Here is a 25,078-nt window from a genome sequence, read left to right on the forward strand (position 1 = left end):
CTCCGGTCACGAGAGTTGGGGCGAGCGGGGGCCGACCGGCCGACCCCAGCCACGCTCGACCGACTGCCGGCATCGGGCGGGCCCGTCTCCCGCGCTGGTGAACAGAGCGGTCAGCATGGGGGCCCCGTGAGCAAGGGTCCGGTGTGGCAGGGGGCCTGTGGCGACGAGGGATGCGAGTCCGTGGCCGATGGTCCAGCTCTGTGTGGCCAGTTCCAGCGGGTCGGTCTCGTCGCGGAAGCGGCCGCTCGCCTTGGCCCGCTCGATGGCCTCGACGAGCCGGTGGAGGGTTTCGTCTGCGGCCCCGGTGTCTTCGAGGTCGAAACCCGCGTCGAACATGACGCGGTACAGGTCAGGGGTTTCCAGGGCGTTGGCCACGTAGGCGCCACCCAGGGCGGCGAGGTCTCGTACCGGGTCCGCTGACAGCTTGACGGCTGCGAGTCGGGTGGCCAGGCGGGTGAAGCCTTCTTGTCGCAACGCTTTCCAGAGGCCGTCCATACCGCCGAAGTATGTGTAGACGGCCATCGTTGACACGCCGGTTCCGGCGACCAGGGTGCGGAGGGTGACCGGTTGCCTCGTCCGCAGCATCTGACCGGCCCTCTCAAGGAGCAGGGAGCGGACCGCTGGATCTTTCGTCCTTGCCATCCGGCACACAATACATAGCATCGCTATGCTTTGATGAGTGCTGATCTCGCTGCTCCTGACCCCAAGAGGAAGAGGCCGTTCATGCCGGTGACGCTGTTCAACCCCGAGGGACTACCGAAGCCCGAGGCCTACCGGCAGTTGTCGGTCGCCACCGGTTCGAAGCTGGTGTCCCTCGCGGGACAGGTCGCCCGCGACTCTGACGGTCAACCCGTGGGCCAAGGGGACTTCGCCGCTCAGGTCGAGCAGTGCTACCTCAACATCGCCACCGCCCTGGCCGCGATCGGCGGCTCCTTCGACGACGTGGCGAAACTGACCGTCTACGTCGTCGACTGGAGTCCCGAGAAGATGCCGCTGCTGGGCGAGGGCGTGGGCCGGGCGGCAGCGAAGCTGGGCATCGATCCGGTCAAGCCGATCACTTTGCTGGGCGTCGCGGCGCTGGGAGAACCGGACCTCCTGGTCGAGGTCGAAGCCACGGCGGTCATCGAGTAGCCGTAACACTGCGAGCAGGGAGACTCCACGCTCAGCCCCGCGCCCCGGGCCGCGGCGCCCTCGGTGCGGGGCCGGGTCCGGCGGCTACGCCTGGCGACGGCATCCGGCGAGGAGGGTCGCGACCATGCGCCCGGCATCGGCCCGGTCGTAGTCGGGGCCGGTGATGCAGAGATTCCCGATGGCGCGCATGAGCGTGTAGGCGGTGACGTCCGGGGCGACCTCCTCGGCGGCGACGCAGGCGTCGAGCAGCGTGGCGCAGGCCGGGACCAGGGTGTCGAGCATGAGGGCGTGGAGGTTCTCCAGCCCGGGATCACCGGATCCCAGGGCGGCGCCGAGGCCGTGCTTCGTCACCAGGAACTCCACGAACGCGTCCGCCCAGCCGGTCAGGGCGGTGAACGGGGAGGCCGATTCCTCCAGGAGCCGGGGCGCGAGTGCGGCGCAGATGTCGATCTGGTGCCGGTAGACGGCGGTGACGAGGTCCGCCCGTGTCGGGAAGTTCCGGTAGATCGTGCCGACGCCGACGCCGGCGCGTTCGGCGATGTCGCGGATGGGGGCCTGGACGCCCTGGTCCACGAAGACCGCCGCTGCCGCCGCCAGCACACCGTCGCGGGTGCGCTGCGCCTGCGCTTGGCGTACTCCGACCGACTCCGGCACGAGGCTCTCCCTTTACTCGCGGAACAATGTTCCGCTAAGTTGGCGGAACGGTGCTCCGCCAAAGTATGGCAGAGCGATCCCGTGGAGAAAGCACAGGTCTCCCATGCCTTCCAGCCACCTCGGCCCAGACCCCGATCTCGACCGCGACCAGCGGATCGTCGCGGTCAAGCCCATCACCGTTCCCGCGCCCGGCCGCGCCCTCGACCTCCAGGTGAAGGTCACCGCCCCGGTGTCGGGCCACGACCTTCCCGTCATCGTGTTCTCCCACGGCAACGCCTGGTCCATGGACGGATACGAACCCCTCGCAGACCGGTGGGCGGCCGCCGGATTCGTCGTCGTACAGCCCACCCACCTGGACTCCCGCCGCAACGGCATCGGGTGGGACGATCCGCGCTTCGCCACCGTCTGGCGCGTCCGGATCGCCGACCTCCACGCGGTCCTCGACGGCCTCGGCGACATCCTTGTCCGGGCCGGCGGTCTGGAGGCCCGCGTCGATCATGAGCGCATCGCGGTCGTCGGGCACTCCTGGGGCGCGCAGACCGCCGGGGCAATCCTCGGCGCGCGTGTGCTGGACGCCGACGGGGTTCCCGGAGAGGACTTCTCCCACCCCGCCGTCTCGGCCGGCGCGCTGATCGCCGCTACCGGAACCGGCGACACCCTCACCCCGTTCGCGGCCGAACACCTTCCGTTCATGAGGCCGGACTACTCCACCATGACCACACCGGCCCTGGTCGTCGCGGGCGGCAAGGACCGGTCCCAGCTCTCCACCCGGGGACCGGAGTGGTTCACCGACGCCTACCACCTCAGCCCGTCCCCGAAGAGCCTGCTCACCATCGCCGAGGGCGAGCACACCCTGGGCGGCCTCGCCGGCGAGGCGGTCGCCGAAACCACCGACGAGGACCCCGCCCGCGTCGCCCTCGTCGCCGACGCGGTCTCCGCCTACCTCCTCGACGCCCTCAAGCTCGACGACGCCGGGTGGGCCCCCCTCGACAACGCCGCCGCTGCCGGCGACGGCACGTGGAGCGTCGTCGGCAAGTGAAGCCGTGGGCGAGCAGTGACCCGGTGGCCGCCTCACGGCGTGACCCGGCAGCGGTCAGCCGGCGCGCACCCCTCGCAGGACGGTCTCCGCCACCTCTGCGGGCACGACACCCGTCGTGTCGATCTCCCGGGCCTCCCGGCGGAGCCACGGCAGGGCCCGCTCGTAGTCGGTCAGATGGTCCAGCCGCCACTGCCGGGCGCCGGCGCTCTCGGGCTTGCTGTCGGTCTCGATACGTTCGACGAGCGTGTCCCGGTCCGTGTGCAGCAGGACGTGGTGCACGGGGATGCCGGCCCGTGTCAGACCGCCGTGGATCTCCCGCCAGTACGACTCGACCAGAACCGTCTGCGTGACCACCAGCGTTCCGCCCACGTGGTCGAGCACCTGCCGCGCGGTCTCCACCACCAGGCCCCGCCAGGGCGGAAAGTCCTGGAAGTCCTTCTCCGGCACGCCCAGCACGTGCCAGAGCATCTCGCCGACCTTCTCGGTGTCGAACAGCCGGGAGTCCGGGAGGAGCGAGGTCACCTCCTTCGCGGTGGTGGTCTTGCCCGCGCCGAAGGTTCCGTTCAACCAGATGATCATCGCTCCACCCTAGGCTCGGCCGAATACTCCGGGCGCCGGACCGACCGTTCCCCGTAGGTTCGGACACGCCCGTCGTGAGGACGGACCGGACCTACGCATCAGGGAGCCCGCATGGCCACCATCCACCGCACCACCATGACGCCCACCAAGCTGGAGCTGCTCACCGGCTGGCTGCCGAAGCAGGACTGGTACGTCGGCTCCGGGGAGACGCCGGACCTGGTCAAGGCCGGCGGGTTCCGTCTGGACGATCCGGAAGGCGAGGTCGGCATCGAGTTCATGGTCCTGGCGGACACGGCCGGGCAGGAGCCGGTGGCGTATCTGGTACCGCTGGGCTACCGCGGCGCGGCGCTGGAGGGCGTCCCCGGCGAGGGGTTGATCGGCACCTCCGAACACGGGGTGCTCGGCACCCGGTGGATCTACGACGGCGCCCACGACCCGGTGGTCCTGGGGCAGTTGCGCGCCCTTCTCCGCGGCGAGGCGAAGCCGCAGCAGCAGAGCGTGAGCGACACACCCGACCCGACCGTCACCGTGCACGGGCCCGGCCCCGACCAGGGGGCCGACGTCCGGATCAACCGCGTCCTGCGGGCGACGGAAGCCGAGCAGGGGTCTCCGGGGAGTCTCGTCGCCGGCTGGACCTGGCCGGACGGGACGGCTGCCCGGGGTGTGATGGCTGCCGTGACGCGGCGGTAGGGCGGAGCCGCTGCGAACGCCCCCGGCACACAGCGCCGGGGGCCGTCGGCGGCAGGTGTTACGGCTGGTTGCGCGCCATCACGATGCGCTGGACCGGCCTGTCCTGCCAAAGCACACGGAAGGTGAGGGTGCCACCCTGGATGCCCCCAGGATCGGTCCATAAGCCGTGCTCTCTCACGCATGAAGCACGTGACCAACCTGCCGCTCACTCCGGGATAGCCGAGTACCTTTCGACGCCGGCCCGTCCCGTGGAGCGGTCGAGCAGGCGCAACTCCCAGGGCCCGCTGTTCACGTCGAAGTCCTTTCCGAACCCGACCCACTTGCCTGCCATACGGCGGCCCGTCGGCTCGATCAGTAGCTGTAGGGCACCGTGGTACCGGGCACCGTGGTAGTAGCCGTCCACCGCCGTCTGTTCCGTCCACGTGCCGGTGATGATGTTCCGGTCCACGGTCAGGTCCAAAGACAGGGGGCTGTCGGGGTTGGTCGACGCTCCGGGCAGGCTCTGGGCAGTCAGCCTGTTGCCGTGCTGGACGATGACGACATGGTGCTTGCAGTCGAAAGTCTCGTCACGGCTGGACGAGTAGAACTCGTACCGAGACAGCCAGATACCTGCGTACTCGCCGTGCGTCTCCGGCTCCGGGCTTGTGACGGCATTGGTCGTGCCGACTTCCCCAGCTCCCATATCGTGGCCTCCTACGCCGTCTGAGTGGACGCGTGCCATAGGGATCGCAAACCCTAGTGACTCGGGGGCGCGGCCAGTGAACTGTTTGAGCGCTCGCGCGTACAGCGGGCGGCACGTCTTGGTCATCCCGGACTCCCAACGCTGCACAAGTCGCTTGGAAGCATCGTTCGGTTCGCCCAGTTTTTCCCCCGCCCCACGTAACCCCTGGGCGAACTCGTCTTGGCTGAGGTTCATCGACTTGCGTACGGAGGTCAGTACGTCGTTGGGAACTCGCTCACGCTCGGCCGTAGTCGTCATGGCCCGAGGCTAGCGACGCAGCACCTCGAATGACACCGGTTTGACGCCCTGGGAGTGACGTCGAGATAACGCCTGAGGGTCGTCTCGAACGTCGCCGCGATGGTCGAGGTCAATCCGGAGCATGGTCGACATGTCCATCCGCATCAGCGCCTACACGGTGAGAGCCAACGGCACGCAGACCCAGCCGCGAACGCTGTACGAGGGAGGGGGCGGGGAGCCCCTGGCGACTGGCTTGATGCCCCCGTGCCTGTGCCCCAGGTGCAGAGGCGGACGGCATGAACGGAGCACGTCGGACACCCAACTACGTGGAGGCAAGCCAGCATGAATACGGCAGTAGTGATCCGCGACCCGAAGACGTACGTCACGCCGGACGTGTGGGAGCGGGAGGTAGCCCTTCTCCTCCGGAACCGGGAGAACACCCGCGAACTGGCGGAAGCCAAGTTCGGCCAGGCCATCGCCTACCTGATCACGTGCGGCGAGAACCCGGACGCTCTCATGGGTCCGTCCGAGCAGGTGGACGAGGCGTGGCACTCGTTCATGCTTGACTCGATCCCGTATCACCACTTCACCAACCGGCACTTCGGCCGGTACATCCACCATGTTCCAGAGCTTCCGGGAACGGCTGCCGGGGTCCCATGCCTCAGCGACGAGGAGACGACGCGGGGCGGGCACGACTCCGGGAGCGGTGGCCCGCTGGTCCTGAAACAAACGATCAAGGCCATCAAGGCGGCTGGGTTCGAGATCGACCCCGACCTGTGGGACATGGAGAGTGCAGCAGGCTGCAACCAGTGCCACGCCGGGTGCCACGACTCGCCCAAGTAGAGCCGCACAGGCGCTGAGTTGGGGCCTACCTCGTACGTTGGGAGTAGGCCCCTTCTGCTGGAAAGGATCACCGCATGTCATTGGCTGGGTCCTGGGACAAATACGCGGTCGGGAGCAAGCCGCGCAGGGCAGTGAACGCCACGGGCGAGACGACGTGGCTGAACTGGACTCAGTACGCCGATCACGGGCCGAACGAGAGCGTTCTAGGCCCCGTCGCCGGACGTCGGGTGCTGGAACTCGGCTCAGGCAGCGGGAGCAACCTGGCACATCTGGTCACGCTCGGCGCGACGGGTCTGGGAGTGGACGTTGCGCCTGCCCGCGAAACTGTCGCGAAGGAGCGTTGGGCCGGCCTGGCGGGTCTTGAGTTTCGCACGGCAGAGGTGACGGCATTTCTGAGCGAGACGGACGAGACCTTTGACGTCGTGCTCTCCATCTTCGGTGCCGTGTGGTTCGTCGATCCGCGCACCCTGCTACCGCTGATTCGGTCCCGTATGGCTTCGGGGGGCACTCTCGCGTTCTCCCACCTCCCCGCCGGAAGCCAAGACGTGAAGCCGGGCGGGGCGGGGTTGCGTCACAACCACAGCCTCGACGCATGGGAACACCTGCTCACAGGCCACGGATTCGCGGCGGTGTCAGCATCACTGATCGATCCGCCGCAGGGCATGACCGTGGGCACGATGCTCGTACGCGCGCTGGCGTGCTGACCGCGCATGGCAGCCCTTGGGTGACGTGCCGCCCCACGCGCTGAACCGGCACGCGGCTACTTCAGTAGCGTCCAGGGCGGGACGAATGAGACAGCGTCATCCGACAGGCCCCTTCGGTTCGAGTTCGGCGAAGTCCTCGTGGAGCGCGTCGAGATGGCGGCCCGTCGGCGCTCCGGCCGGGTTCAGCTCCGCCAGCCGCCAGCCGGGCAGCTGCGCCTCGACCTCCGCCGGGAGCGACCCGTCCGCCGGGTCCGCCAGGGCGTACAGCACCCCGAACGCGGTCTCCCTGGCGACCTCGCGGGCCAGTGCGCCGAGGTCCTCGGGGGTGAGCCCGGCCGCGAGGGCCCGGTCGACGGCGTCGGCCGCCGCCCCGGCGCCGCGGTAGGCGTCGACCCACCGCGGGGCGGCCGTGCCCCAGGCGTCGACGTCCTGCCACACCGTCCGCAGGAGGCGGTAGCGGGCGAGCTGCGGCAGGTCCTCCTCCGCCTCGGACTCGGCCCAGTCGCGGGCGTCGACATCCGCCCCCAGGGCGGCGAAGAGGGCGGTCAGCCTGTCGAGTTCGGTCATGGGGAGGGAGGTTACCGGCCGGGGCCGGGGTGTGGCCGGGGGCGCTGCGCGGTGCGGGGCCGATGAGTTTTCGCGGGGTGCGCGGTCTGTACTTCCGTAAGACTGAGAGGCGACGCCGGGCACCGACCGGGGCCCGCCACGACACAGCCAGGAGACCTGATGCGCACCGCCTTCGTTTCGCTCGACGGCGTCATGGAGGCCCCCGGCGGCGAGCCCGGCTACCGGAACTCGGGGTGGACGTTCAAGGACGTGGAGTTCCTGCCGGAGGCGTACGAACTCAAGAGCCGGGAACAGGACGAGGCCACCGCCCTGCTGATGGGCCGGGCGAGCTACGAGGCGTTCAGCCCGGTGTGGCCGGGCATGGAGGAGTTCACGGGGTACAAGGCGATGCCGAAGTACGTCGTCTCCACCAAGCTGACCGACGGCGACCTGGTGTCCGACTGGGGCGAGACCACGATCCTGCGGTCGCTCGACGAGGTGGCCGCCCTGAAGGAGACCGAGGGCGGCCCGATCATCGTCCACGGCAGCACCGAGCTGAACCGGAACCTCGCGGACGCCGACCTGATCGACCGTTACCACCTGCTCGTCTTCCCGCTCCTGCTCGGCGCGGGCAAGCGCCTGTTCAGCGCGACGGACAAGGACGCGCAGAAGCTGAAGCTGGTCGAGCACGAGGCGTACGCCAACGGCATCCAGAAGAACGTCTTCGACGTCGTCCGCTGACGTGGCGGCAACCGCCGGCCCCGCCCCTCCTCAGCCCGTGCCCACGGAGGAGGGGCGGGCCCGCTCCTCCAGGAGGGCCGTCAGTTCCTTGCGGTCGACCTTTCCGTTGCGGCTCAGGGGCAGGGCGTCGAGCACCACGCAGCGGCGCGGAATCTTGAACTCCTCGATCTGGTCCTGCATCCGCTGGAGGACGGCCTGGGGGTCCAGATCGGTGACCACGACGAGGAGCGCCGACTTCTTTCCGGACGGAGGGATGACGGCGGCGGAGACGACCTCCGGGATGCGGTGGGCCGCGGCTTCCACCTCGGTGGCACTGACCCGGAAGCCGCGCTCCTTGTAGAGGTCGTCCCGGCGCCCGGAGAAGTACAGGTAGCCGTCCTCGTCCAGTCGGCCGTAGTCGCCGGTGCGCAGTTCGGGGAAGAGACCGTCGCGCCGCGGGAACCTCTGCGCGTTCAGTTCGGGGCGCCGCCAGTAGCCGGACATGACGTGCGGGCCTCGGACCGTGATCTCGCCGGTCTCCCCGGCGGGCAGTCGGTTTCCCTCGTCGTCGACGGTGAAGACCTCGGTGCCGGGCAGCGGCAGGCCGCAGGATCCGGGGCGCAGCAGGTCGCCGTCCGGGGGCATGATGGTGGCGCGCTTGCACTCGGTCAGCCCGAACATCACCTGCCCCTTCAGCCCCGGTATCGCCGCGCGCAGTGCGTTGAGCGTCTCGGTGGACAGGGCCGCCCCGGTGTTGGTGACCAGGCGCAGGGCGGGCCGCCGGGAGGCACGCCCCAGCAGCCAGGCCAGTGATTCGGCGACCGAGGGGACGGCAGGCAGCACGGTCGCGCCGCTGTCCAGGAGGCTGCGCAGCAGTGCGGGCCCGGCTTCGGCCGCGCTGCCCAGCACGACGTGGGCTCCGCTGAGCGCGCCGAGGAACAGCTGGTAGAGCCCGTAGTCGAAGGACAGCGGCAGCGGGCAGTAGACGACGTCGTCGGCGCGGTAGTTCAGAACCTGCTGGATCGCTTGGGCGGCGAACACGGCCTGCTGGTGTGTGCTCACCACGGCCTTGGGCGCCGAGGTGGTGCCCGAGGTGTAGATGAGCGAGAGCGGGTCGACGGCGAGGGGGGCGGGCAGCAGCTCCGCGGCGGGGACCGGCGTGGCCGTGGCCGGGAACGCGGTGGCCTGGGCGTCGGCGGCGGAGACCGTGGTGATGCCCCGGGCGCGGGCGGTGTCCAGCACCGAGGTGTCGGCGGCCACGACGAGCGTGGGCTCGCTGTCGCGGAGCACGTGCTCCAGCGGCGCTCCGACGACCTGCTCGTGGAGGACCGTGTAGACGGCGCCCACGCGTGAGGCCGCGAAGACGAGCGCGGGCACCAGCGGGCCGGGCGGCAGGGAGACGACGAGCCGCCGGCCCCGGGAGACGCCCTCGGAGTGGAGCCGTGCGGCGAGCCGCAGGCTGCTGTCCCGCAGCTCGGCATAGGTCGCGGTCGTGCCGAGCCGGGACACGGCTGGGCGGTCCGGCCACCGTTCGGCGGCCGAGTCCAGCACATCGTGCAGCAGGGATATCTCAGACATGGGTCAGCATCCTTGGAGTACGGGCGGTCAGGGGGTGCGCACAGCTCCCAGCTGGGACAGGAGGCCGAGGCCGTCCGAGAGCACCCAGTACTCGGCGAGCTTGCCGTCCTGAAGGCGGACGATGGACATGCCCGCGTAGCGGACCGGGGTGCCGGGCTCGACGGTCGCGGTGGGGGCTCCGCCGGCGTACGTCCCGGTGACGGTGTAGCCGCCGGCCACGTGGTCGCCGTCCCTGATGGGGCCGGGGTCGGTCGTGAACCGCACGTCGTGGAGGAGCCCGCGCACGGCGCGGACCCAGTCGAGCAGACCGTCCCGGGTGGTGATGTGGTTGGAGTCGGGGAAGCCCAGGTACCGGGCGAGTTCGGCGCTGTGCACGGTGAACTCGTCGGCGATGAACTCCGCGGTGTCCGCGAAGTCGACCTCGCCGTTCCACAGGTCGACGAACCTCTCGAAGAGGATCTTCCCGTGATCCGTCTCCTGTCCGGCGGGGGCGCTCATGCGGAGGCCTCCGTCCCGGGAGCAGGCTGTGCCGGGGCCTTCTGGGGCGCGGTGACCCGTACCCCGATCAGCAGGGGCAGGACGGCCAGGGCGCAGACTCCGCAGAGCACGCCGATCGTGGTGAAGGAGAAGCTGCCCTGGAGGAGGGCCGCCGCGATACTGGTGGCCAGCATCATTCCGGCGTACTGGGCCGAGCCGTTGAGGGCCAGGGCGGTGCCGCGCATCTCCGGGCGCAGCTCGCTCACCAGGGTGTTGAGGACCGGCTGGCCCACGCCGACAGCGGTGCCCCACAGGATGAACACGATGAGCACGGGGACGAGGTTCTCGCCGATCAACGGTACGGCGCTCACCCCCGCGGCGGCGACCAGCGCGGCGGCGACGAGCACGCGGCGCTTGCCCAGCCGGTCGGCGATCCGTCCGCCGAGGAGGGCGCCGGCCATGCTGCCCGCCCCGGATCCCATGATCGCGAATCCGGTCTGCGCCTCGTTGAAGTCGAAGCGCTCGGCGAAGAAGATGCCGATGTTGGAGAACATGCCGTACAGGGCGGCGCTCCACAGCAGCGTCGAGCCCAGTACGCAGAGCAGGGCGGGTGTGGTGACGGCGCGGCGGATCATGCCGAGGTAGCTCGCCACCGGGTTGCCCGGAGCGCGCTCCTGCGGATCCTTGGGGGCCATGACCGGGAGCCGTACCAGGACCATCAGGTAGACGGCGGCAGCGACGACCGCGACGGCGACGAACGCCGCGCGCCAGCTCATCAGGTACGCGAGGTAGGCGCCGAGCGGTACGCCGAGCACGGTGGAGCTGAGCAGCCCGGCCACGACGATGCCCATGATCTTGCCGCGCTTCTCGAACGGGAAGTTCTCGGCGATCATGGCGTAGACGCTGGGCATGATCATGGCCGAGCCGAGGCCGGCCACGGCACGGCTGATCAGGATGACGGTGAAGTCCCCGCCCAGGCCGGTGAGCACGTTGGCCAGCGCGAAGATCACCAGGCCGGTGCAGAGAATCCGGCGCCGTCCCAGACGGTCCGACATCGCGCCGCACAGCGGTGCCACGAGGGCGAAGAGCAGCGCGTAGGCACTGACGAACAGACCGCCCGCACGGGCGGCGGTGTCCGTGTCGGCCGCGATCTCGGGAATCAGCGGAACCGTGATCATCGAGTCGAGGCCGACGAGGAACGCGCTGCACACGGCAACGGCCAGCACACGGCCCGGCAGGGCCGGGGCCGATGTGGGGGTGGTCATGAGGAACAGTCCTTCGGTCGTCTTGGGGGGTGCCCGCTCACACGCGGGACGGGAGGTTCTGGGCCGGGATCCGTGTGGGGGTGGTGTTGCGGCGCGCGGCGGCCGGGGGGACGACCGCGGTGCCGACGGCGCGGCAGACCAGCGCCGGCTCTTCCGATGCCTCGGCTCTGGTGGGTCCGAGTTCGTACGTGGACACTATGGTCTTGTACGCGGTGAACTCGACGGTTCTGCGCAGTCGGCTGCGGCCGACCAGTCGTGCGGTGGCCTCGATGTAGTCCCCCGCGTACACCGGGGCGAGGAACTCGACCCGACGGTATTCGGTGAGCAGACCCTCGTCGCCGTCGCTGCGGATGGTTATCTCGGTGACGAGGTCCCCGAACAACCGCAGCAGCCGGGCGCCGTCGACCAGACTGCCGCCGTAATGGGCGTCCTGCTGGCTCATGCGCACCCGGAGGGTGGCGGTGACTTCCTCAGGCATTGCGGTTCCTCGCTTTTCCGATGTCGGGTTGTGAGCGGGCGATCTTCCGCAGGGCGATCCGGGTGACCGCCGCCGCCCGGTCGGGGCCGAGTGCCGTGTCGTCCGGGGAGGATCCGCCGATCGCCACGGCGACCACGCACTCGTCCTTGTGGGCGATGGAGACCGAGATGGTGCCGATCCCCAGCTCGGCCGCCCGCCGCGCGGCCGCTCCGGTCAGCCGGACGACGGGGGCGGAGCGGCCGTCGCGCAGTACGCGGACGTGCGCGGGGCTGATTCCGTTTCCGAAGCCCGTTCCCAGGACCTTCAGGACGGCCTCCTTGGCGGCGAACCGGCCCGCGAGGAACTCCCGTTCGCGGCTGGGCGACAGCGCCCCGGCCAGCTCCAGCTCCTCCTGGTCGTAGGTGTGCCGCCGGAACCAGCCGCGGGTGTGCAGCCGGTCCAGTTCGCCGATGGCGAGCACGTCGACCCCGATGCGCATCCGGCGTCCGCCCCTACGCCGCGACGTGCGCGGGATTGATGAGCAGGGCCAGATGGCCACTGCCGGACAGCGGGTCGATGTCGCAGAGGACGACCCGCCGGTGGTCGCGCTGCCACTCCTGCCAGTGCTGTGCCAGGTCGAGCCAGACGCTGGTGCAGTAGCTGCCGGGTGCGACCCGGTGGCTGAGCGCCTCCACTCCCGGTGCCTGCTCCGGGACCCAGGGGCCCAGGACGATCAGGGTGTCGGCGCCGCCGTCCGAGGCCAGTTCCCCCAGGCGGGCCGCTGTGGCCTCCTCGTCGTCGAAGGACTCGACGCCGCCCACCCCCGGGCCCTCGCCGCGTTCGAGCACGAGGAGCGCGCCGGAGTCCACCAGGCCTCCGGCATCCACCAGCGGGTGCGGCGTCGGCAGCGTGGTCTGCTCCAGCACCGCGAGCACCGCGCGCTCGGACCGGCCGCCGCGCTGGAAGGCGGCGATGATCCGCAGCGCGGTGAAGGGGGCCGCCAGTCCCTGTTCGCTGATGCTGAAGCTCTGCGCGCCCCCGCCGAGCAGCATGTTGAGGTGCGAGGCGACCGCGGTGAAGGGGTGCACGTCGGGCAGCGCGTGGGTGACGACGACCAGATCGGCGGCGCCGTCGATGTCCTCGCTCCCCACGAGCCGGTCGACCAGGTCCTTGTGGAACACGTTGCGGCCGTCGCGCAGCAACCGCTCGTCCACGGTCGAGCCGAACGGCTCCACCAGGTCGCGGTAGAAGCCGAGGACGGCCGAGTCCTCGTGGAAGGGTCTGCCGTCCGGAGCCCGGACGGCGGAAGACGCGGCTACGGTCGTCATGTCATTCACCCGCGCCCTGCGGCTCGGGGCTGATCCGCCGCAGGTACCCGGTGAGGGTGCTGATGGTCTGGAAGTCCTCCATGTCGAGGTTCTCGGGGTCTATGACGATCTTCATGCTGTCCTCCAGCTCCATCAGCATCTCCATCACGGAGGTGGAGTCCAGATGCAGGTCCTCGAAGAGGCGGACGTCCTCGGTCAGCCCGGTGACCTCCCGCTCCAGTACCTCGCTGAGCGCGGTCTCGACCTGCGCCACGATCGTGCTGTTGTCCATGGTCATGCTCCTCGGTAGTGGTCAGAAGTCGATGAGTCGTTGCTTGCCGAGGAGGTCCTCGACGGTGTCCCGGCTCCGCACCAGGTGGGCGGCGCCGTTGTGGACCATGACCTCCGCGGGGAATCCGTGGCTCAGGAAGAGTCCCGGGGAGGCCGAGGGGCCGTACGCGCCGGAGAGTTCGACCCCGATGAGGTCGCCGGCGGCGACGGGAGGCAGTGCCACCCGCTTGCCGATCACGTCGTTGGGCGTGCACAGCGGCCCCGTGACCGTGTAGGTGCCGACGGGCTCCTCGGCGTACCGGGTCAGGGAGCGGATGGGGAAGTTGCGCTTGACGAAGCTGCCTACGCCCACCGCGGCCATGTGGTGGTTGGTGCCGCCGTCGGCGACGACGAACTGTTCGCCCATCGACTCCTTCACGAACAGCGCCCGGGTGACGTAGGTGCCGCACGGTGCGGTGAGATAGCGGCCGAGTTCGTTGATGAGGCGGCACTCGGGGCGCCCTTCGAGGAACTCCGCGACCACGTCGTTGATGCCGTCGGTCAGTGCGGGGAGGTCCAGCCCGGTCTCGTTGTCGAAGTACGGGACGCCGAAGCCGCCACCGAAGTCGACGGTCCTGAGCTCGATACCGGTCTCCGACGACAGCGACTCGGCCGTCGCCAGGATCTCCCGGGTGTTGTGGACCAGGTCCTCGTGGTTGAGGAAGCGGGTGCCCATGTAGGCGTGCAGGCCCATGACATGAACCCGGCGCAGCCCCTTCAGACGTCGCTGCGCCGTGCGCACGTCAGCCACATCGATGCCGAACTGCCGGGGCTTTCCGCCCATGGCCAGTCCCGACCCCTTGGTCCGGAAGTCCGGGTTGACGCGCAGCATCACCGGAAGCCGGTCGCGCCCGGCGGCGACGGCCAGGTCGTCGAGTGCCTCGACTTCCTCCAGCGACTCGCAGACGATGGCGTGCAGGCCGGCGGCCACGCACGCTTCCAGTTCGGCCCGGGTCTTGCCCGGACCGAGGAAGATCGTGTTCTGCGGGGCGATCCCGGCGCGGCGGGCCGTCTCCAGTTCCGCCAGCGAGGAGACCTCGGCTCCTGCCCCCAGGGTGCCGAGGAAGCCGATGACGCTGATGTTCGGGTTGGCCTTGAGGGAGAGGAAGATGTCGACGCCGGGGTGCATGCGGTTCCGCAGCCCCTGGTAGACGTCCCGCAGCACGTCGGCGTCGTAGACGTACAGCGGCGTGCCGAACTCCGCGGCGATCTCGGAGACGGGCAGTCCCTGCACCTGGAGTTCACCGACGGTGCTCATGAGGTCTCCCCGTCCGGGCCGGTCTGCTGATGGGTGATCACCATGGCGGCGAAGGTGGCTCCGAGCCCGACCGTGGCGAACACGTAGTTACGCCCGAGGGTCAGGCGGCCGGCGTCGCGCAGCGTGGTGTAGTTGAGGAACACGTCCGAGGCGAAGCAGTGGCTGTAGCGCTCGACGTTGTCGAGGAACACCTGCGAGCGGTCGATGCCCAGCTCACCGATGGTCTGACGCCAGGACTGGAGGTTGACGTTGTGCGGGATGATCAGGTCGATGTCGGGGAGCGTCATCCCCGCCCGTGTCACGGCCTCCTGGACGACCTCGGCGAGCACCGGCGCGTAGAACTTGCTGACCTCCAGCGACCGTTCCTCGTCGAGGAGCATGGCCGCCGAGAACTCGCCCAGGGTGCGGGTGGCGTACGAGAGCACCCGGTCACCCCCGCCGTCGAGCGTCACCAGGCAGGCCGCTCCGGCGTCGCCCATGATGGCGACGTCGGGGATGAGCTGGATCTGGGGCGAGAAGGCCTGCTCGCCGGTGATCACCAGAGCGCAGTCGCCGGGACCGCCCTCCGCCCTGAGCAGTTCCGCGGCGGTGTCCACGGCCGCGATGCCGCTGGCGCAGTTCTGCTGGCTCAGCGCGAACGCCTCGACGCCGGCCAGCCCCAGGCGGTCCTTGATCTCCTGGGCGGGGCTGATGTGGGCCGGCGCCACCGCCTGTGTGGTGTGCGCGTAGACGACGTACTTGAGCCGGTCCCGGACCCGTGGGTCGGCCGTGATCCGGCGGGCCGCCGGCAGCACCACGTCGAACAGGTCGAGGTCGGGGTCGAAACGGATCTCCTTGAGTCCGTGGACGCGTTCGAAGAGACGGAGCTTCGTCCGGCGCAGGCCGAGCCGGTCGGCCAGTTGGCCGATGGGCACGATCCGCTCCGGAGCGAAGGATTCCACGGCCTCCAGGGTCGTGACGGACGCCTTCATCGCAGACTCTCCAGGTTCGTAGGGCAGGCCGGTCCGGCTCCGCTCGGTGGCTGTCACCTCGCACCTCCCCGGTGGGTCAGTGCCAGGGCGGTGAAGGTCGCCCCCGCGCCGACGCCGGCCATCAGGTAGTGGCGGCCGGCGACGAGACGTCCCGTGGCCAGCAGGGTCGTGTAGTTGACGAACGGGTCGGCGGCGAAGCAGTGGCTGTAGCGGGGGATGTTCTCCAGGAACACCCGGTCCGGGGTGATGCCCAGCTCGCCGATGGTGTTGCGCCAGGCCATCATGTTGACGTTGTGCGGGATGACCAGGTCGATGTCGTCCAGGGCGAGGCCGGCCTCCCGCACCGCCCCGCGCATCACGTCGGCGAGCACCGGCGCGTACGCCTTGCCGTACAGCGCGGCTTCCTCCGGGGACAGGGAGATCAGTTGCGCGTACTCCCCCAGGGTGCGGCTGACATGGGAGAGGACGGGGTCTCCTGGACCGGACGCGGCGATCAGGCAGGCCGCGGCGCCCTCTCCCATGAGGGCCGTGTTCGGCACTTTCTGGATCAGCGGCGAGTGGGGCTTGTCGCCGATCACCAGCAGGGTCCGGTCGGCCGGGTCGCCGTCGGCGAGGAGCCGGGACGCGACCTCGACGGCTCCGAGTCCTCCGGCGCAGTTCTGCTGGCTCAGCGCGAACGCCTCCGCGTGGCCCAGGCCCAGTGCGTCGCGCAGAACGGTGGCCGCGTCGAACCCGGCGGGCGCGACCTCGTGGATGGCGTGCGCGTAGATCACGAAGCGGATCCGGCGTGGGTCGTCGAGGCTCGCGACCACCCGCCGGGCGGCCGGCAGGAGCAGGTCGAACAGCGATGCCCCGGGGTCCTGGTGCAGGGTGTGCAGGCCGTGGACCTTGCGGAACAGTGAGAGCTTGGCCCGGCTCAGGCCGAGCGCTCCCGACAGGGTCTCGATGGCGACCCGGCGGTCCGGCAGATGGCTCTCCACCCGTTCGAGGGTGGCGATCGGAGCGGTCATGACCGGGCTCCGTCCTGGTCCGTCCCGTCGGCCAGGACCGGGTCCAGCCAGCCGGTGACGGCCCGCGCGGTCGTCCCCGCGTGCTCCGCCAGCACGGTGAAGTGGTCGCCCGGAACGTCCACCGTGGTGTCCGCGAGCGCCCAGCGCGGCCGGTCGTGCGTGTCGCCGCGCTCCGTGGCCCGCACGAGGAGGGTGGGCACGGACAGCCGCTGCGGGGTCCACCCCTCGAAGAGCTGGATGTAGCCGCCCATCGCCACGAGCCGGTCGTCGTCGAGCCACTGGCTGCTGTGCTCGTCCAGCATCTGGTCGGCGACCATGGACAGATCGGCGATGTCCAGCGGGCAGGCCAGGGTGTCGATCAGCACGACGGACCGCGGGGCCGTGCCCTGCTCGGCCAGCCGCTGGGCGACGGCATGCGCGATCCAGCCGCCCGTGGACCGGCCCAGCAGCACCAGCGGCCTGCCGTCGGCGAGCCGGGCCGCACCGTGGGCCAGCGCGTCGACGAGGGCCGGCAGCGAGGACGGCAGCGGCTGCCCCGGGGCGAACCCCGGGAGCGCGGGGACCGAGACGGCCCGGCCGTCGAGGTGCACGGTGAACTGGTCGTACTCCTGAGGACCCGAGATGGCGATCATCGACGGGAAGCAGACGATGACCGGAGCCCGGTCCGGGCCGGTGGCGGGCGGGAACGGCGGCAGCGGCACCACGTCCTCGGAGCCCCGGCGGATCCCCGCCGCCGACATCAGCAGCTCGATGGCCCGGTCGAGCCGCCCGTTCTCGTGTGCGGAGCGGAAGAGCGTGACCAGGGTGCCCGACGGAGCGGCCGGTGCGGGGGCGCCGGGCGCGAGGACGCCCAGCTGGTCGAAGACGTGCTTCGACAGATCGTCGACGCTCGGCCGGTCGAAGACGACGGTCGCCGGCAGCCGCAGGCCGGTCGCCCGGTTCAGCGCGTTGCGCAGCTCCAGCGAGGTCAGCGAATCGAAACCGAGGTCCCGGAAGGGGGCTTCGGCGTCGATGGCGTCGACGTCGCTGTGGCCGAGTACGGCGGCGACGATGTCCTGCACGGTGTCGGTGACCGCCTTGAGCCGGCGGTCCTCGGGCAGCCCCGCCAGCTTCTCGCGCAGGGACTCGGCCGACGCCGGGCCGACGGTGGCGGACGAGGCCGACTGCGCCCCGCCGCCGGCGCGCCGGGCGGCGGTCCTGACGAGTCCACGGAGCAGCGGCGGCAGTGCCTGGCCGGAGGCGCGCAGGGCCTTGCGGTCCAGCCGTACCGGCACCAGGGCGGCGGCAGGGTCGTCGCATGCCGCGTCGAAGAGCGCCATGCCCAGTTCGGCGGAGACGGGCAGGACGCCGTAGCGCTCCATCCGCTTGAGGTCCGCGGCCTGGAGCGTGTCGGCCATACCGCCGGTGGGCTCCCAGACGCCCCAGGCCAGCGAGGTCGCGGGCAGGCCGCGCCGGGCACGGTGGTGCGCGAGGGCGTCGAGGAAGGCGTTGCCCGCCGCGTAGCTGCCCTGTCCGGGGCTGCCGAGGGTGCCGGCGACCGAGGAGAAGAGCACGAAGGCGCCCAGGTCCATGTCCTGGGTGAGCTCGTGCAGGTGCAGGGCGGCATCGACCTTGGGGGCGAGCACCTTGTCGAGTCGCGCGGGGGTGAGCGAGGTCAGGATCCCGTCGTCCAGCACGCCCGCCGTGTGGATCACGGCGGTGAGCGGGTGTTCCGCGGGGATCGTGGCCAGCAGCCCGGCCAGCGCCCCGCGGTCGGTGACATCGCAGGACACCACGGTGGCGGAGGCGCCGAGTCCGGCCAGCTCGGCGACCAGGCTCTCGGCGCCCTCTGCCCGCGGACCCCGGCGGCTGACGAGGAGGAGGCGGCGCGCCCCGTGTTCCGTCACCAGGTGGCGGGCGAGCAGTGCGCCGAGGCCGCCGGTGCCGCCGGTCATCAGGACGGTGCCCTGCCAGGCGGCGGGGTCGGCGCCGGTCACCGATACGGTCTTGGTCCTCAGCCGCGGCGTCAGCAGCACGCCGTCACGTACGGCCAGTTGGGGTTCGCCGGAGGCGAGGGCCGCGGGCAGGGCCGGGTTGTCCGGTCCAGCGGCGGGCCGGTCGTGGTCGATCAGGACGAACCGTCCGGGGGCCTCGGACTGGGCCGAGCGGACCAGTCCCCACACGGCGGCGGCGGCCAGGTCGCTCACGTCCCCCTCGGGGCCGGCCGCGATCGCCCCCCGGGTGACGAGAGCGAGTCGGGCGGGGGCCTCGGGCCCTCGGTCGAGCCACTGCTGCAACAGGTCCAGCACCTCGCCGGTGGTGGTCCTGACCGCGGCGGCGAGCTCGTCCGACGCGCCCGCGACGCAGTCCACGACCGTGGTCGCGGCGGTGACGGAGTCCGTGGCGAGGGCGGCGGCCAACTGCGCCGGGGAGGCGTAGTACTGGACGCTCTCCTCGGCGGCCGAGGCCGCGCCGGTGGCGCCGGCCGGCACCCAGTCGACCTGGAACAGCGCGTCGTTGAAGGTACGGCGGTCCCCGCCGATCCGGTCCCCGGCGACCCGGCGGGAGACGAAGGAGTCCACCGAGGCGACGGCGTTGCCCTCCTGGTCCGCGACGGTCAGGGCGATCGAGTCGGGGTTCTCGCGGGAGAACCGCACGCGCAGCGAGGCGGCTCCGACAGCGTGCAGACGTACGCCGTTCCAGGAGAACGGGAGCCGCCCCTCGGCGTCGCCGTCACGGATGCCTGCCCAGGCCAGGGCATGGAGGGCGGCGTCGAGCAGCGCCGGGTGCAGGCCGAAGGCGCCCGCCTCGTCCCGCTGTTCGGCGGGCAGCGCGACCTCGGCGAACAGCTCGTCGTCACGTTGCCACACGGCGCGCAGCCCCTGGAAGGCCGGCCCGTAGCCGAAGCCGGTGTCGGCCAGGCGGTCGTACAGGCCCTCCAGATCCACCTCGGAGGCGTCGTGCGGAGGCCAGTCCGTCAGCCCCTCCGGGGCATCGGCGGTGGGCGGAGCGGCCAGCCAGCCGGCGGCGTGCCGGGTCCAGGCGTTCTCCTCCGCCCCCTCGTCGGGGAGGGAGTGGAGGACGACCGGGCGGCGGCCGCCCTCCTCGTGCGGGCCCACGGTGAGCTGCAGGCGGACGCCGCCCTGCGCGGGAAGTACCAGCGGCTCCTGGAGGGTCAGTTCCTCCACGACGTCGCAGTCGACGTGGGCGGCGGCCCGGGTGGCCAGTTCCAGCAGCGCGGTGCCGGGCACGAGGACCGTGTCGTGGACGACGTGGTCGGCGAGCCACGGGTGCGACTGCCGGGACAGCCTGCCGGAGAACACCACGCTGTCGTCGGAGGCGAGGTGCGTCACCGCTCCGAGCAGCGGATGCTCGGCGGAGCTGAGCCCGACCGCGGTGATGTCCCCCGCCGTGGTGGGCTCGTCCAGCCAGTAGCGCTCGCGCTGGAAGGCGTACGTCGGCAGGTCGACGCGGCGTCCGCCGAGACCGGCGAGGACGGTCTGCCAGTCGGGGGCGACGCCGTGGACGAAGAGCTCGGCCAGCGCGGTGAGCGCGGCCGACGGCTCGGGGCGGCCGCGCCGCGACAGCGGTACGACCAGGGCCTGACGCTCGTCGCCGAGGCAGACCTTGACCAGGCCGGAGAGTGTGCCGTCCGGCCCGATCTCCACGAACGTGCGCACGCGCTCCGCGTAGAGGGTCTCGACGGCGTCGTGGAACCGCACGGGGCGACGCACGTGCTCGGCCCAGTAGCCGGGGCGGCACAGTTCCTCGGCGGTGGCGAGTGCGCCCGTCACGTCGGACACCAGGGGGATCCGGGGTGCCGAGAACGACAGTCCGGCCACCACCGCGGCGAACTCGTCGAGCATGCCGTCCATGTGGGGCGAGTGGAACGCGTGGCTGACCGGCAGGTCCTTGGTCCTGCGGCCCTGATCCCGGAACTTCCCGGCGATCTCGGCCACGACGTCCCCGTCGCCGGACAGGACGACGGACCGCGGGCCGTTGAGCGCCGCGATCGACGCGAGGTGCTCACGGCCGGCGAGGGCGGCCAGCGCCTCCGCCTCGGTCGCCTGGACGGCGGTCATGGCACCGCCGCCGGGCAGTGCCTGCATGAGCCGGCCGCGGGCCACGACCAGCTCGGCCGCGTCGGCCAGGGACAGGACTCCGGCCACGTGGGCGGCTGCGATCTCGCCGATGGAGTGCCCGGTGACGTAGTCGGGTCGAATGCCCCAGGACTCGGCGAGCCGGTAGAGCGCCACCTCGAACGCGAAGAGCGCGGGCTGGGTGAACTCGGTGCGGTTCAGGAGCTGTTCGGGGTCGTCCTCGGCGAAGAGGATCTTGGTGAGCGGTACGTCGAGGTGTGCGTCGAGGGCGTCGCACACGGCGTCGAAGGCCGTGGCGAACGCGGGGTGGGCGGCGTGCAGCTCCAGCCCCATCCGCAGCCGCTGGCTTCCCTGGCCGGTGAACAGGAAGGCGGTGCGGCCGGTGTTGCGGGTGGTTCCGCGCACGACATGCCTCGCGGAGGCGCCGGCCGCGACGGCTTCCACGCCGCGCAGCAGTTCGGCGGCGTCGTCGCCGATGACGACGGCGCGGTGCTCCATCGGCGTCCGGGCGGTGGCGAGGGTGAGAGCGGCGTCCGCCGTGTGCTGGGCCGCGAGTGCCGTGTGCAGCTTGGCCGCCTGGCCGCGCAGGGCCTCGGCGCTGCGGGCCGAGATGATCCACGGGACCAGCGCTCCGTCGACGGGCGGCGGCACGGGGGCCTCCGATACCGGCGGCTCCTCGATGATGACGTGGGCGTTCGTACCGCTGATGCCGAACGAGGAGACACCCGCGCGGCGCGGCCGGCCCGCCCGGGGCCACGGCACCGGCTCGGTCAGCAGGCGTACCCCGCCGCTCTCCCAGTCCACGTGCGAGCTCGGCGCGTCGACGTGGAGGGTCTTGGGCAGCCGCCCGTGTTCCATCGCCTTGACCATCTTGATGACTCCGCCGACACCGGCGGCGGACTGCGTGTGCCCGGTGTTCGACTTGAGCGAACCGAGCCACAGGGGGCTTTCCGTACGCCCTTGTCCGTAGGTGGCCAGGAGTGCCTGCGCCTCGATCGGGTCACCGAGCCTGGTGCCCGTTCCGTGGCCCTCGACGGCGTCGACGTCGGCGGGGGTGAGTCCGGCGGATGCCAGGGCCTCGCGGATCAGCTTCTCCTGCGAGGGGCCGTGCGGGGCGGTCAGTCCGTTGCTGGCGCCGTCCTGGTTGACGGCGGATCCCCGGACGACCGCGAGGACGCGGTGGCCGTTGCGGCGGGCGTCCGACAGCCGTTCGACGAGGAGCGTTCCGGCGCCCTCGGCCCACGCGGTGCCGTCGGCGCCCTCCGCGTACGACTTGGCCCGCCCGTCCGGGGCGAGTCCGCGCTGACGGCTGAACTCGGTGAAGGAGAACGGTGTCGCCATCAGCATCACGCCGCTCACGACGGCGAGCGAGCACTCGTCGCGGTGCAGGGACTGCCCCGCGAGATGCAGGGCGACGAGCGAGGAGGAGCAGGCCGTGTTGACGGTGACCGCCGGGCCGTCGAAGCCGTAGGTGTAGGAGATACGGCCGGAGGCGACGCTGCCGGCGCTGCCCACACCGAGGTAGCCGTCGATGCCCTCGATCGGCGTCTTGAGGAAACGCAGTCCGTACTCGTCGCACATGATGCCCACGAACACGCCCGTGTCGGTGCCGCGCATGTCGTCGGCGACGATCCCGGCGTCCTCGAACGCCTCCCAGGTGGTCTCCAGGAGGAGCCGCTGCTGCGGGTCGATCGTCAGGGCCTCCCGGGGCGAGATGCCGAAGAAGGCCGGGTCGAACTCGGACGCGTCGTGCAGGAACCCTCCGTCCCTGACGTAGCTCTTGCCGATGCGGGACGGGTCCGGGTCGTAGATGTTCTCCAGGTCCCAGCCCCGGTCGGTGGGGAAGCCGGTGATGGCGTCCCGGCCCTCGTCGACCAGGTTCCACAGCTCGTCCGGGGTGCTCACGTCCCCGGGGAAACGGCAGCTCATGCCCACGATGGCCAGGGGCTCGCGGGCGTGCTCCTCGACCTCGCGCAGGCGGGCCTCGGCCTGGTTCAGTCCGGCGGTGGTGCGCTTGAGGTACTGCAGGAGTCTCGCTTCGTCGGACATGCGCTTCATCTCTCTGCTCGGCGTGAGGGGCTGGCGCGTCTGGCGGCGACGGTCAACCGGAGTGCTCGGCCGGGCCGAGCCTGCTGTCGAGGTAGGCGAACAGTTCCGCGGCGGTGGCCTCTTCGATCTGCTCCCGGGCCGCGGCGGCCGGCGGGGCGAGGCGTTTCGCCAGGCTGCCGAGGCGTTCCCTCATCTCGTCACGGAGCGCTTCCTGACCGTTCCCGGCGAGTGCGGGGGCCAGTTCCTCCAGCCGTGCGAGCGCGTCGAACGGATCCGCGGAGTCGGCGGGCGTCCCGTCCAGACGCGTCCAGAGGTAACCGGCCAGGGCCTGGGGCGTCGGGAAGTCGAAGGCCATCGTGGCGGGCAGCCGCAGACCTGTCTCCGTCTGCAGGCGGTCGTGCAGCTCGACCGCGGTGAGGGAGTCGAGGCCGAGGGCGAGGAAGGTCTCGGTGCCGGCGGCGGCACTCACCTGCTCGTCCTCCAGGAGTTCGGCCGCCAGGTCCAGCGCCCGCTCCACCAGTACGGCGCGGGCGGCGTCCGGGCCGAGGCCGGCCAGCCGGGCGGGCAGTGCCGCCTGCTGCGGGGCCCCGGACCCGGCGTCGCCCACCGCGCCGAGCTGGGCGTAGAGGTCGAGCTGGTCGTCGGTGAGCCAGTACTCGGCGATCCGGCCGTCCTCGAAGCGGAGGATGTCCACTCCGCGGAAGGTGACCTCGGTGCCCGGTGCGACCGTGGCGGTGGCGGGCCTGCCCCCTGTCCAGGTGCCGCGGAAGACCCAGCGGCCGATGGCGTAGTCGCCCACGAAGAAGGGGCCGAGCTCGCCCGTGATGGCGGCGTCGTCTTCGTACGAGGACCGGAAGGCCGCTATCCAGGCGGCGATCTGCGGGCCGTCGCCCAGCGTCGCGGGATCGGGCATGCCGAACTCGGGGATGTTGACCCGCATGGTCCGGGAGACGTAGTCGTCGGCGATGGCGTAGTCGCCGTTCCAGAGCCGGTTCCAGGCGTCCCACAGTTCCTGGGGGGCGTGGCCCTCGTTGGTGGTCCGGCTCATCGTGCGACTCCTTCGAACGCGTCGTCGGCGGCCTCGTGGCCGGCGCCCGCCTCGTCCTCGCCCGCCAGTTGCCGGAGCACCGCGTCGGACAGGCCGTGCCCGTTGACCTTCTCCATCTGCGCCACGATCTCGGGGGACAGGAACTCCTCCACCGTCATGAGCCGGGAGCCGAAGGTGTGGAAGTGGGCGGCCATCCGGACGTCGCGTGCGGCGGCGGCGAAGGAGAACTCCTCGATCTCGTTGAACGGACGGGCCGTGGCGAAGTCGGCGATGAGGTGGTGGTGCGGCCCGGTCTCCGCGGCGTGCCGCGCGCTGTACTCCGCGAGGGCGGTGTCGAGGGCGGCGCCGGATGTCGCGTCACCGCCGCCGGTCACGGCGGGAGCGCTCCGGGAGACCAGCCACTGGGCGGACTGCATGGCCCACGCGCAGCCCACGGCCGCCAGCGGGTCGCTGGTCAGGGCGGCGTCGCCGATCAGGGCGTATCCGGCGCCGGCCGGCTCGCGGGAGACCAGCGGGTAGTTGACCGTTCCGATGATCTTGGATATGCGTTCGGCGTCGTCGATGGCCGGGGCGTCGGGCAGGGAGCGTACGAAGTTCAGGTACGCGCCCTCCAGGTCGGCCTTGAACTCGTCCAGGCGCGCTTTGGACACGACGGCCGCGATGACGGTGACGTCGTCCTCCATGGGCATGACGTAGGCGTTGTCGGGCTCCAGGTAGTAGACGCGCGCGGCGTCGCCCACCGGCCGGGCAAGGCCCTTGAAGTAGGCGAAGTAGCTGAAGCGGCCGTTCTCCGTCGTCGCGGTCGGGGCTCCCGCCAGCCGGGCGACCGTCGACTCCTTGCCGTCAGCGCCGACGACGAGTCGGGCGCGCAGGGAGAAGGCTTCCTCGCCCGCGGTCCCGGCGGCTCCCACGACGCGGCCGTCCTCGACGAGGAGTTCGTTCACCGTGTGACCGAGCTTCAGGTCCACGCCCTCGGTTCCGGCGGCCAGGCTCCGCAGCAGGGGGTCGAGGGTTTCCCTGCGCACGCTGTAGCCGTGTGCTCCGGCCGGCTCGTGCGGCGGGGTGATCCAGCCCCAACGGGTCCAGTAGTGGGCCGTGTTGGGAATGGCGCCGACCTGCTCCAGCGCCTTGTCGAGGCCTGTCGCGGCCATGACGGGGTAGGCGGAGGCCTGGATGTAGTGGGTGCACAGGACTTTGTGGGCGTTCATGTCGGAGCGGCGCTCCAGCAGAGCCACCCGGGCCCCTTGCCGTGCGTAGAGAATGGCCGCGGTACATCCGCCGACGCTCGCGCCGTTGATGATCACGTCGTATGCGTTGCTCACTGCTCAGCTTTCCTTTCGCTCCGGCCTGGGGCGCAGGCGCCCGCCGGGAAGAGAAATGACCTG

General features: G+C 71.1%; 24 protein-coding genes. 6 read left to right on the forward strand and 18 right to left on the reverse strand.

The window, feature by feature from the left end:
- Positions 1 to 6: 6 nt before the first annotated feature.
- Complete coding sequence (locus AB0F29_RS36180; RefSeq protein WP_361881581.1) at positions 7 to 642, reverse strand: TetR/AcrR family transcriptional regulator; 636 nt, start codon at positions 640 to 642, stop codon at positions 7 to 9.
- An 81-nt stretch (positions 643 to 723) separates the two neighbouring features.
- On the opposite strand from AB0F29_RS36180, the gene AB0F29_RS36185 reads away from it, so the two are divergent.
- Positions 724 to 1,131 (forward strand): RidA family protein, encoded by a 408-nt coding sequence (locus tag AB0F29_RS36185; protein ID WP_361881584.1) that lies wholly within the window; start codon positions 724 to 726, stop codon positions 1,129 to 1,131.
- 84 nt (positions 1,132 to 1,215) lie between these two features.
- On the opposite strand, the gene AB0F29_RS36190 is transcribed toward AB0F29_RS36185, so the two are convergent.
- Positions 1,216 to 1,785 carry a TetR/AcrR family transcriptional regulator gene (locus tag AB0F29_RS36190; protein WP_361881587.1) on the reverse strand — a complete coding sequence of 190 codons (570 nt, stop codon included), beginning with the start codon at positions 1,783 to 1,785 and terminating at the stop codon, positions 1,216 to 1,218.
- A 103-nt stretch (positions 1,786 to 1,888) separates the two neighbouring features.
- Here AB0F29_RS36190 and AB0F29_RS36195 point away from each other — a divergent pair, with 103 nt between their 5' ends.
- Positions 1,889 to 2,824: a chlorophyllase gene (locus AB0F29_RS36195; RefSeq protein WP_361881590.1), complete on the forward strand. Its 936-nt coding sequence runs from the start codon at positions 1,889 to 1,891 to the stop codon at positions 2,822 to 2,824.
- Between the two features lie 54 nt (positions 2,825 to 2,878).
- On the opposite strand, the gene AB0F29_RS36200 is transcribed toward AB0F29_RS36195, so the two are convergent.
- Positions 2,879 to 3,403, reverse strand: a complete 525-nt coding sequence (locus tag AB0F29_RS36200) for an AAA family ATPase (protein ID WP_361881593.1) — start codon at positions 3,401 to 3,403, stop codon at positions 2,879 to 2,881.
- 111 nt (positions 3,404 to 3,514) lie between these two features.
- Between AB0F29_RS36200 and AB0F29_RS36205 the strand changes: the two genes are divergently transcribed.
- A complete protein-coding gene (locus tag AB0F29_RS36205) occupies positions 3,515 to 4,093 on the forward strand; it encodes a 1,4-alpha-glucan branching protein (RefSeq protein ID WP_361881596.1) in 579 nt (192 codons plus the stop codon).
- Between the two features lie 205 nt (positions 4,094 to 4,298).
- Here the strand turns inward: AB0F29_RS36205 and AB0F29_RS36210 are convergent, their stop codons facing one another.
- Complete coding sequence (locus tag AB0F29_RS36210) at positions 4,299 to 5,072, reverse strand: XRE family transcriptional regulator (protein ID WP_361881600.1); 774 nt, start codon at positions 5,070 to 5,072, stop codon at positions 4,299 to 4,301.
- 321 nt (positions 5,073 to 5,393) lie between these two features.
- Here AB0F29_RS36210 and AB0F29_RS36215 point away from each other — a divergent pair, with 321 nt between their 5' ends.
- Together AB0F29_RS36215 and AB0F29_RS36220 are read left to right on the forward strand one after the other, a co-directional pair.
- Positions 5,394 to 5,894: a hypothetical protein gene (locus AB0F29_RS36215; protein ID WP_361881603.1), complete on the forward strand. Its 501-nt coding sequence runs from the start codon at positions 5,394 to 5,396 to the stop codon at positions 5,892 to 5,894.
- Positions 5,895 to 5,968: 74 nt separating this feature from the next.
- Positions 5,969 to 6,598: a methyltransferase domain-containing protein gene (locus tag AB0F29_RS36220; protein WP_361881606.1), complete on the forward strand. Its 630-nt coding sequence runs from the start codon at positions 5,969 to 5,971 to the stop codon at positions 6,596 to 6,598.
- A 96-nt stretch (positions 6,599 to 6,694) separates the two neighbouring features.
- Here the strand turns inward: AB0F29_RS36220 and AB0F29_RS36225 are convergent, their stop codons facing one another.
- The gene (locus AB0F29_RS36225) at positions 6,695 to 7,165 is read right to left on the reverse strand and encodes a hypothetical protein (protein ID WP_361881608.1); all 471 of its coding nucleotides are present in this window, start codon (positions 7,163 to 7,165) and stop codon (positions 6,695 to 6,697) included.
- A 159-nt stretch (positions 7,166 to 7,324) separates the two neighbouring features.
- Here AB0F29_RS36225 and AB0F29_RS36230 point away from each other — a divergent pair, with 159 nt between their 5' ends.
- The gene (locus AB0F29_RS36230) at positions 7,325 to 7,885 is read left to right on the forward strand and encodes a dihydrofolate reductase family protein (protein ID WP_361881611.1); all 561 of its coding nucleotides are present in this window, start codon (positions 7,325 to 7,327) and stop codon (positions 7,883 to 7,885) included.
- A gap of 30 nt (positions 7,886 to 7,915) precedes the next feature.
- Here the strand turns inward: AB0F29_RS36230 and AB0F29_RS36235 are convergent, their stop codons facing one another.
- From AB0F29_RS36235 to AB0F29_RS36295, 13 genes are read right to left on the reverse strand one after another with little or no spacing between them, the layout of a single operon-like run.
- A complete protein-coding gene (locus AB0F29_RS36235; RefSeq protein ID WP_361881614.1) occupies positions 7,916 to 9,442 on the reverse strand; it encodes a class I adenylate-forming enzyme family protein in 1,527 nt (508 codons plus the stop codon).
- A 27-nt stretch (positions 9,443 to 9,469) separates the two neighbouring features.
- A complete protein-coding gene (locus tag AB0F29_RS36240; protein ID WP_361881616.1) occupies positions 9,470 to 9,940 on the reverse strand; it encodes a nuclear transport factor 2 family protein in 471 nt (156 codons plus the stop codon).
- Positions 9,937 to 11,184, reverse strand: a complete 1,248-nt coding sequence (locus AB0F29_RS36245; RefSeq protein ID WP_361881619.1) for an MFS transporter — start codon at positions 11,182 to 11,184, stop codon at positions 9,937 to 9,939. The genes AB0F29_RS36240 and AB0F29_RS36245 overlap by 4 nt, the downstream gene beginning before the upstream one ends.
- 37 nt (positions 11,185 to 11,221) lie before the next feature.
- Positions 11,222 to 11,662 carry a hotdog fold domain-containing protein gene (locus tag AB0F29_RS36250; protein WP_361881622.1) on the reverse strand — a complete coding sequence of 147 codons (441 nt, stop codon included), beginning with the start codon at positions 11,660 to 11,662 and terminating at the stop codon, positions 11,222 to 11,224.
- Positions 11,655 to 12,140, reverse strand: coding sequence for a holo-ACP synthase (gene acpS, locus AB0F29_RS36255; RefSeq protein ID WP_361881625.1), 486 nt, complete (start codon positions 12,138 to 12,140; stop codon positions 11,655 to 11,657). The genes AB0F29_RS36250 and acpS overlap by 8 nt, the downstream gene beginning before the upstream one ends.
- Positions 12,141 to 12,153: 13 nt before the next feature.
- Positions 12,154 to 12,969, reverse strand: coding sequence for a hypothetical protein (locus tag AB0F29_RS36260; protein WP_361881627.1), 816 nt, complete (start codon positions 12,967 to 12,969; stop codon positions 12,154 to 12,156).
- A 1-nt stretch (position 12,970) separates the two neighbouring features.
- Positions 12,971 to 13,240 carry a phosphopantetheine-binding protein gene (locus AB0F29_RS36265; protein WP_361881630.1) on the reverse strand — a complete coding sequence of 90 codons (270 nt, stop codon included), beginning with the start codon at positions 13,238 to 13,240 and terminating at the stop codon, positions 12,971 to 12,973.
- A 21-nt stretch (positions 13,241 to 13,261) separates the two neighbouring features.
- Positions 13,262 to 14,536, reverse strand: coding sequence for a type III PLP-dependent enzyme (locus AB0F29_RS36270; protein WP_361881633.1), 1,275 nt, complete (start codon positions 14,534 to 14,536; stop codon positions 13,262 to 13,264).
- Positions 14,533 to 15,507, reverse strand: a complete 975-nt coding sequence (locus AB0F29_RS36275) for a 3-oxoacyl-[acyl-carrier-protein] synthase III C-terminal domain-containing protein (protein ID WP_361881725.1) — start codon at positions 15,505 to 15,507, stop codon at positions 14,533 to 14,535. The genes AB0F29_RS36270 and AB0F29_RS36275 overlap by 4 nt, the downstream gene beginning before the upstream one ends.
- Positions 15,508 to 15,560: 53 nt before the next feature.
- Positions 15,561 to 16,517 (reverse strand): ketoacyl-ACP synthase III family protein, encoded by a 957-nt coding sequence (locus AB0F29_RS36280; protein ID WP_361881636.1) that lies wholly within the window; start codon positions 16,515 to 16,517, stop codon positions 15,561 to 15,563.
- A complete protein-coding gene (locus AB0F29_RS36285; RefSeq protein WP_361881639.1) occupies positions 16,514 to 22,645 on the reverse strand; it encodes a type I polyketide synthase in 6,132 nt (2,043 codons plus the stop codon). Before AB0F29_RS36285 ends, AB0F29_RS36280 begins: the two co-directional genes overlap by 4 nt.
- Positions 22,646 to 22,697: 52 nt before the next feature.
- Positions 22,698 to 23,693 carry a phosphopantetheine-binding protein gene (locus AB0F29_RS36290; protein WP_361881642.1) on the reverse strand — a complete coding sequence of 332 codons (996 nt, stop codon included), beginning with the start codon at positions 23,691 to 23,693 and terminating at the stop codon, positions 22,698 to 22,700.
- Positions 23,690 to 25,015 carry an NAD(P)/FAD-dependent oxidoreductase gene (locus AB0F29_RS36295; RefSeq protein WP_361881645.1) on the reverse strand — a complete coding sequence of 442 codons (1,326 nt, stop codon included), beginning with the start codon at positions 25,013 to 25,015 and terminating at the stop codon, positions 23,690 to 23,692. Before AB0F29_RS36295 ends, AB0F29_RS36290 begins: the two co-directional genes overlap by 4 nt.
- Positions 25,016 to 25,078 lie beyond the last annotated feature (63 nt).

The sequence above is a fragment of the Streptomyces sp. NPDC026589 genome, assembly GCF_040638385.1.
Classification (GTDB): Bacteria; Actinomycetota; Actinomycetes; order Streptomycetales; family Streptomycetaceae; genus Streptomyces.

Coding starts and splice junctions, on each gene's coding strand:
- AB0F29_RS36180 (WP_361881581.1), bottom strand. CDS start 642: ATGGCAAGGACGAAAGATCCAGCGGTCCGCTCCCTGCTCCTTGAGAGG.
- AB0F29_RS36185 (WP_361881584.1), top strand. CDS start 724: ATGCCGGTGACGCTGTTCAACCCCGAGGGACTACCGAAGCCCGAGGCC.
- AB0F29_RS36195 (WP_361881590.1), top strand. CDS start 1,889: ATGCCTTCCAGCCACCTCGGCCCAGACCCCGATCTCGACCGCGACCAG.
- AB0F29_RS36200 (WP_361881593.1), bottom strand. CDS start 3,403: ATGATCATCTGGTTGAACGGAACCTTCGGCGCGGGCAAGACCACCACC.
- AB0F29_RS36205 (WP_361881596.1), top strand. CDS start 3,515: ATGGCCACCATCCACCGCACCACCATGACGCCCACCAAGCTGGAGCTG.
- AB0F29_RS36210 (WP_361881600.1), bottom strand. CDS start 5,072: ATGACGACTACGGCCGAGCGTGAGCGAGTTCCCAACGACGTACTGACC.
- AB0F29_RS36215 (WP_361881603.1), top strand. CDS start 5,394: ATGAATACGGCAGTAGTGATCCGCGACCCGAAGACGTACGTCACGCCG.
- AB0F29_RS36220 (WP_361881606.1), top strand. CDS start 5,969: ATGTCATTGGCTGGGTCCTGGGACAAATACGCGGTCGGGAGCAAGCCG.
- AB0F29_RS36225 (WP_361881608.1), bottom strand. CDS start 7,165: ATGACCGAACTCGACAGGCTGACCGCCCTCTTCGCCGCCCTGGGGGCG.
- AB0F29_RS36230 (WP_361881611.1), top strand. CDS start 7,325: ATGCGCACCGCCTTCGTTTCGCTCGACGGCGTCATGGAGGCCCCCGGC.
- AB0F29_RS36235 (WP_361881614.1), bottom strand. CDS start 9,442: ATGTCTGAGATATCCCTGCTGCACGATGTGCTGGACTCGGCCGCCGAA.
- AB0F29_RS36240 (WP_361881616.1), bottom strand. CDS start 9,940: ATGAGCGCCCCCGCCGGACAGGAGACGGATCACGGGAAGATCCTCTTC.
- AB0F29_RS36245 (WP_361881619.1), bottom strand. CDS start 11,184: ATGACCACCCCCACATCGGCCCCGGCCCTGCCGGGCCGTGTGCTGGCC.
- AB0F29_RS36250 (WP_361881622.1), bottom strand. CDS start 11,662: ATGCCTGAGGAAGTCACCGCCACCCTCCGGGTGCGCATGAGCCAGCAG.
- acpS (WP_361881625.1), bottom strand. CDS start 12,140: ATGCGCATCGGGGTCGACGTGCTCGCCATCGGCGAACTGGACCGGCTG.
- AB0F29_RS36260 (WP_361881627.1), bottom strand. CDS start 12,969: ATGACGACCGTAGCCGCGTCTTCCGCCGTCCGGGCTCCGGACGGCAGA.
- AB0F29_RS36265 (WP_361881630.1), bottom strand. CDS start 13,240: ATGGACAACAGCACGATCGTGGCGCAGGTCGAGACCGCGCTCAGCGAG.
- AB0F29_RS36270 (WP_361881633.1), bottom strand. CDS start 14,536: ATGAGCACCGTCGGTGAACTCCAGGTGCAGGGACTGCCCGTCTCCGAG.
- AB0F29_RS36275 (WP_361881725.1), bottom strand. CDS start 15,507: ATGAAGGCGTCCGTCACGACCCTGGAGGCCGTGGAATCCTTCGCTCCG.
- AB0F29_RS36280 (WP_361881636.1), bottom strand. CDS start 16,517: ATGACCGCTCCGATCGCCACCCTCGAACGGGTGGAGAGCCATCTGCCG.
- AB0F29_RS36285 (WP_361881639.1), bottom strand. CDS start 22,645: ATGTCCGACGAAGCGAGACTCCTGCAGTACCTCAAGCGCACCACCGCC.
- AB0F29_RS36290 (WP_361881642.1), bottom strand. CDS start 23,693: ATGAGCCGGACCACCAACGAGGGCCACGCCCCCCAGGAACTGTGGGAC.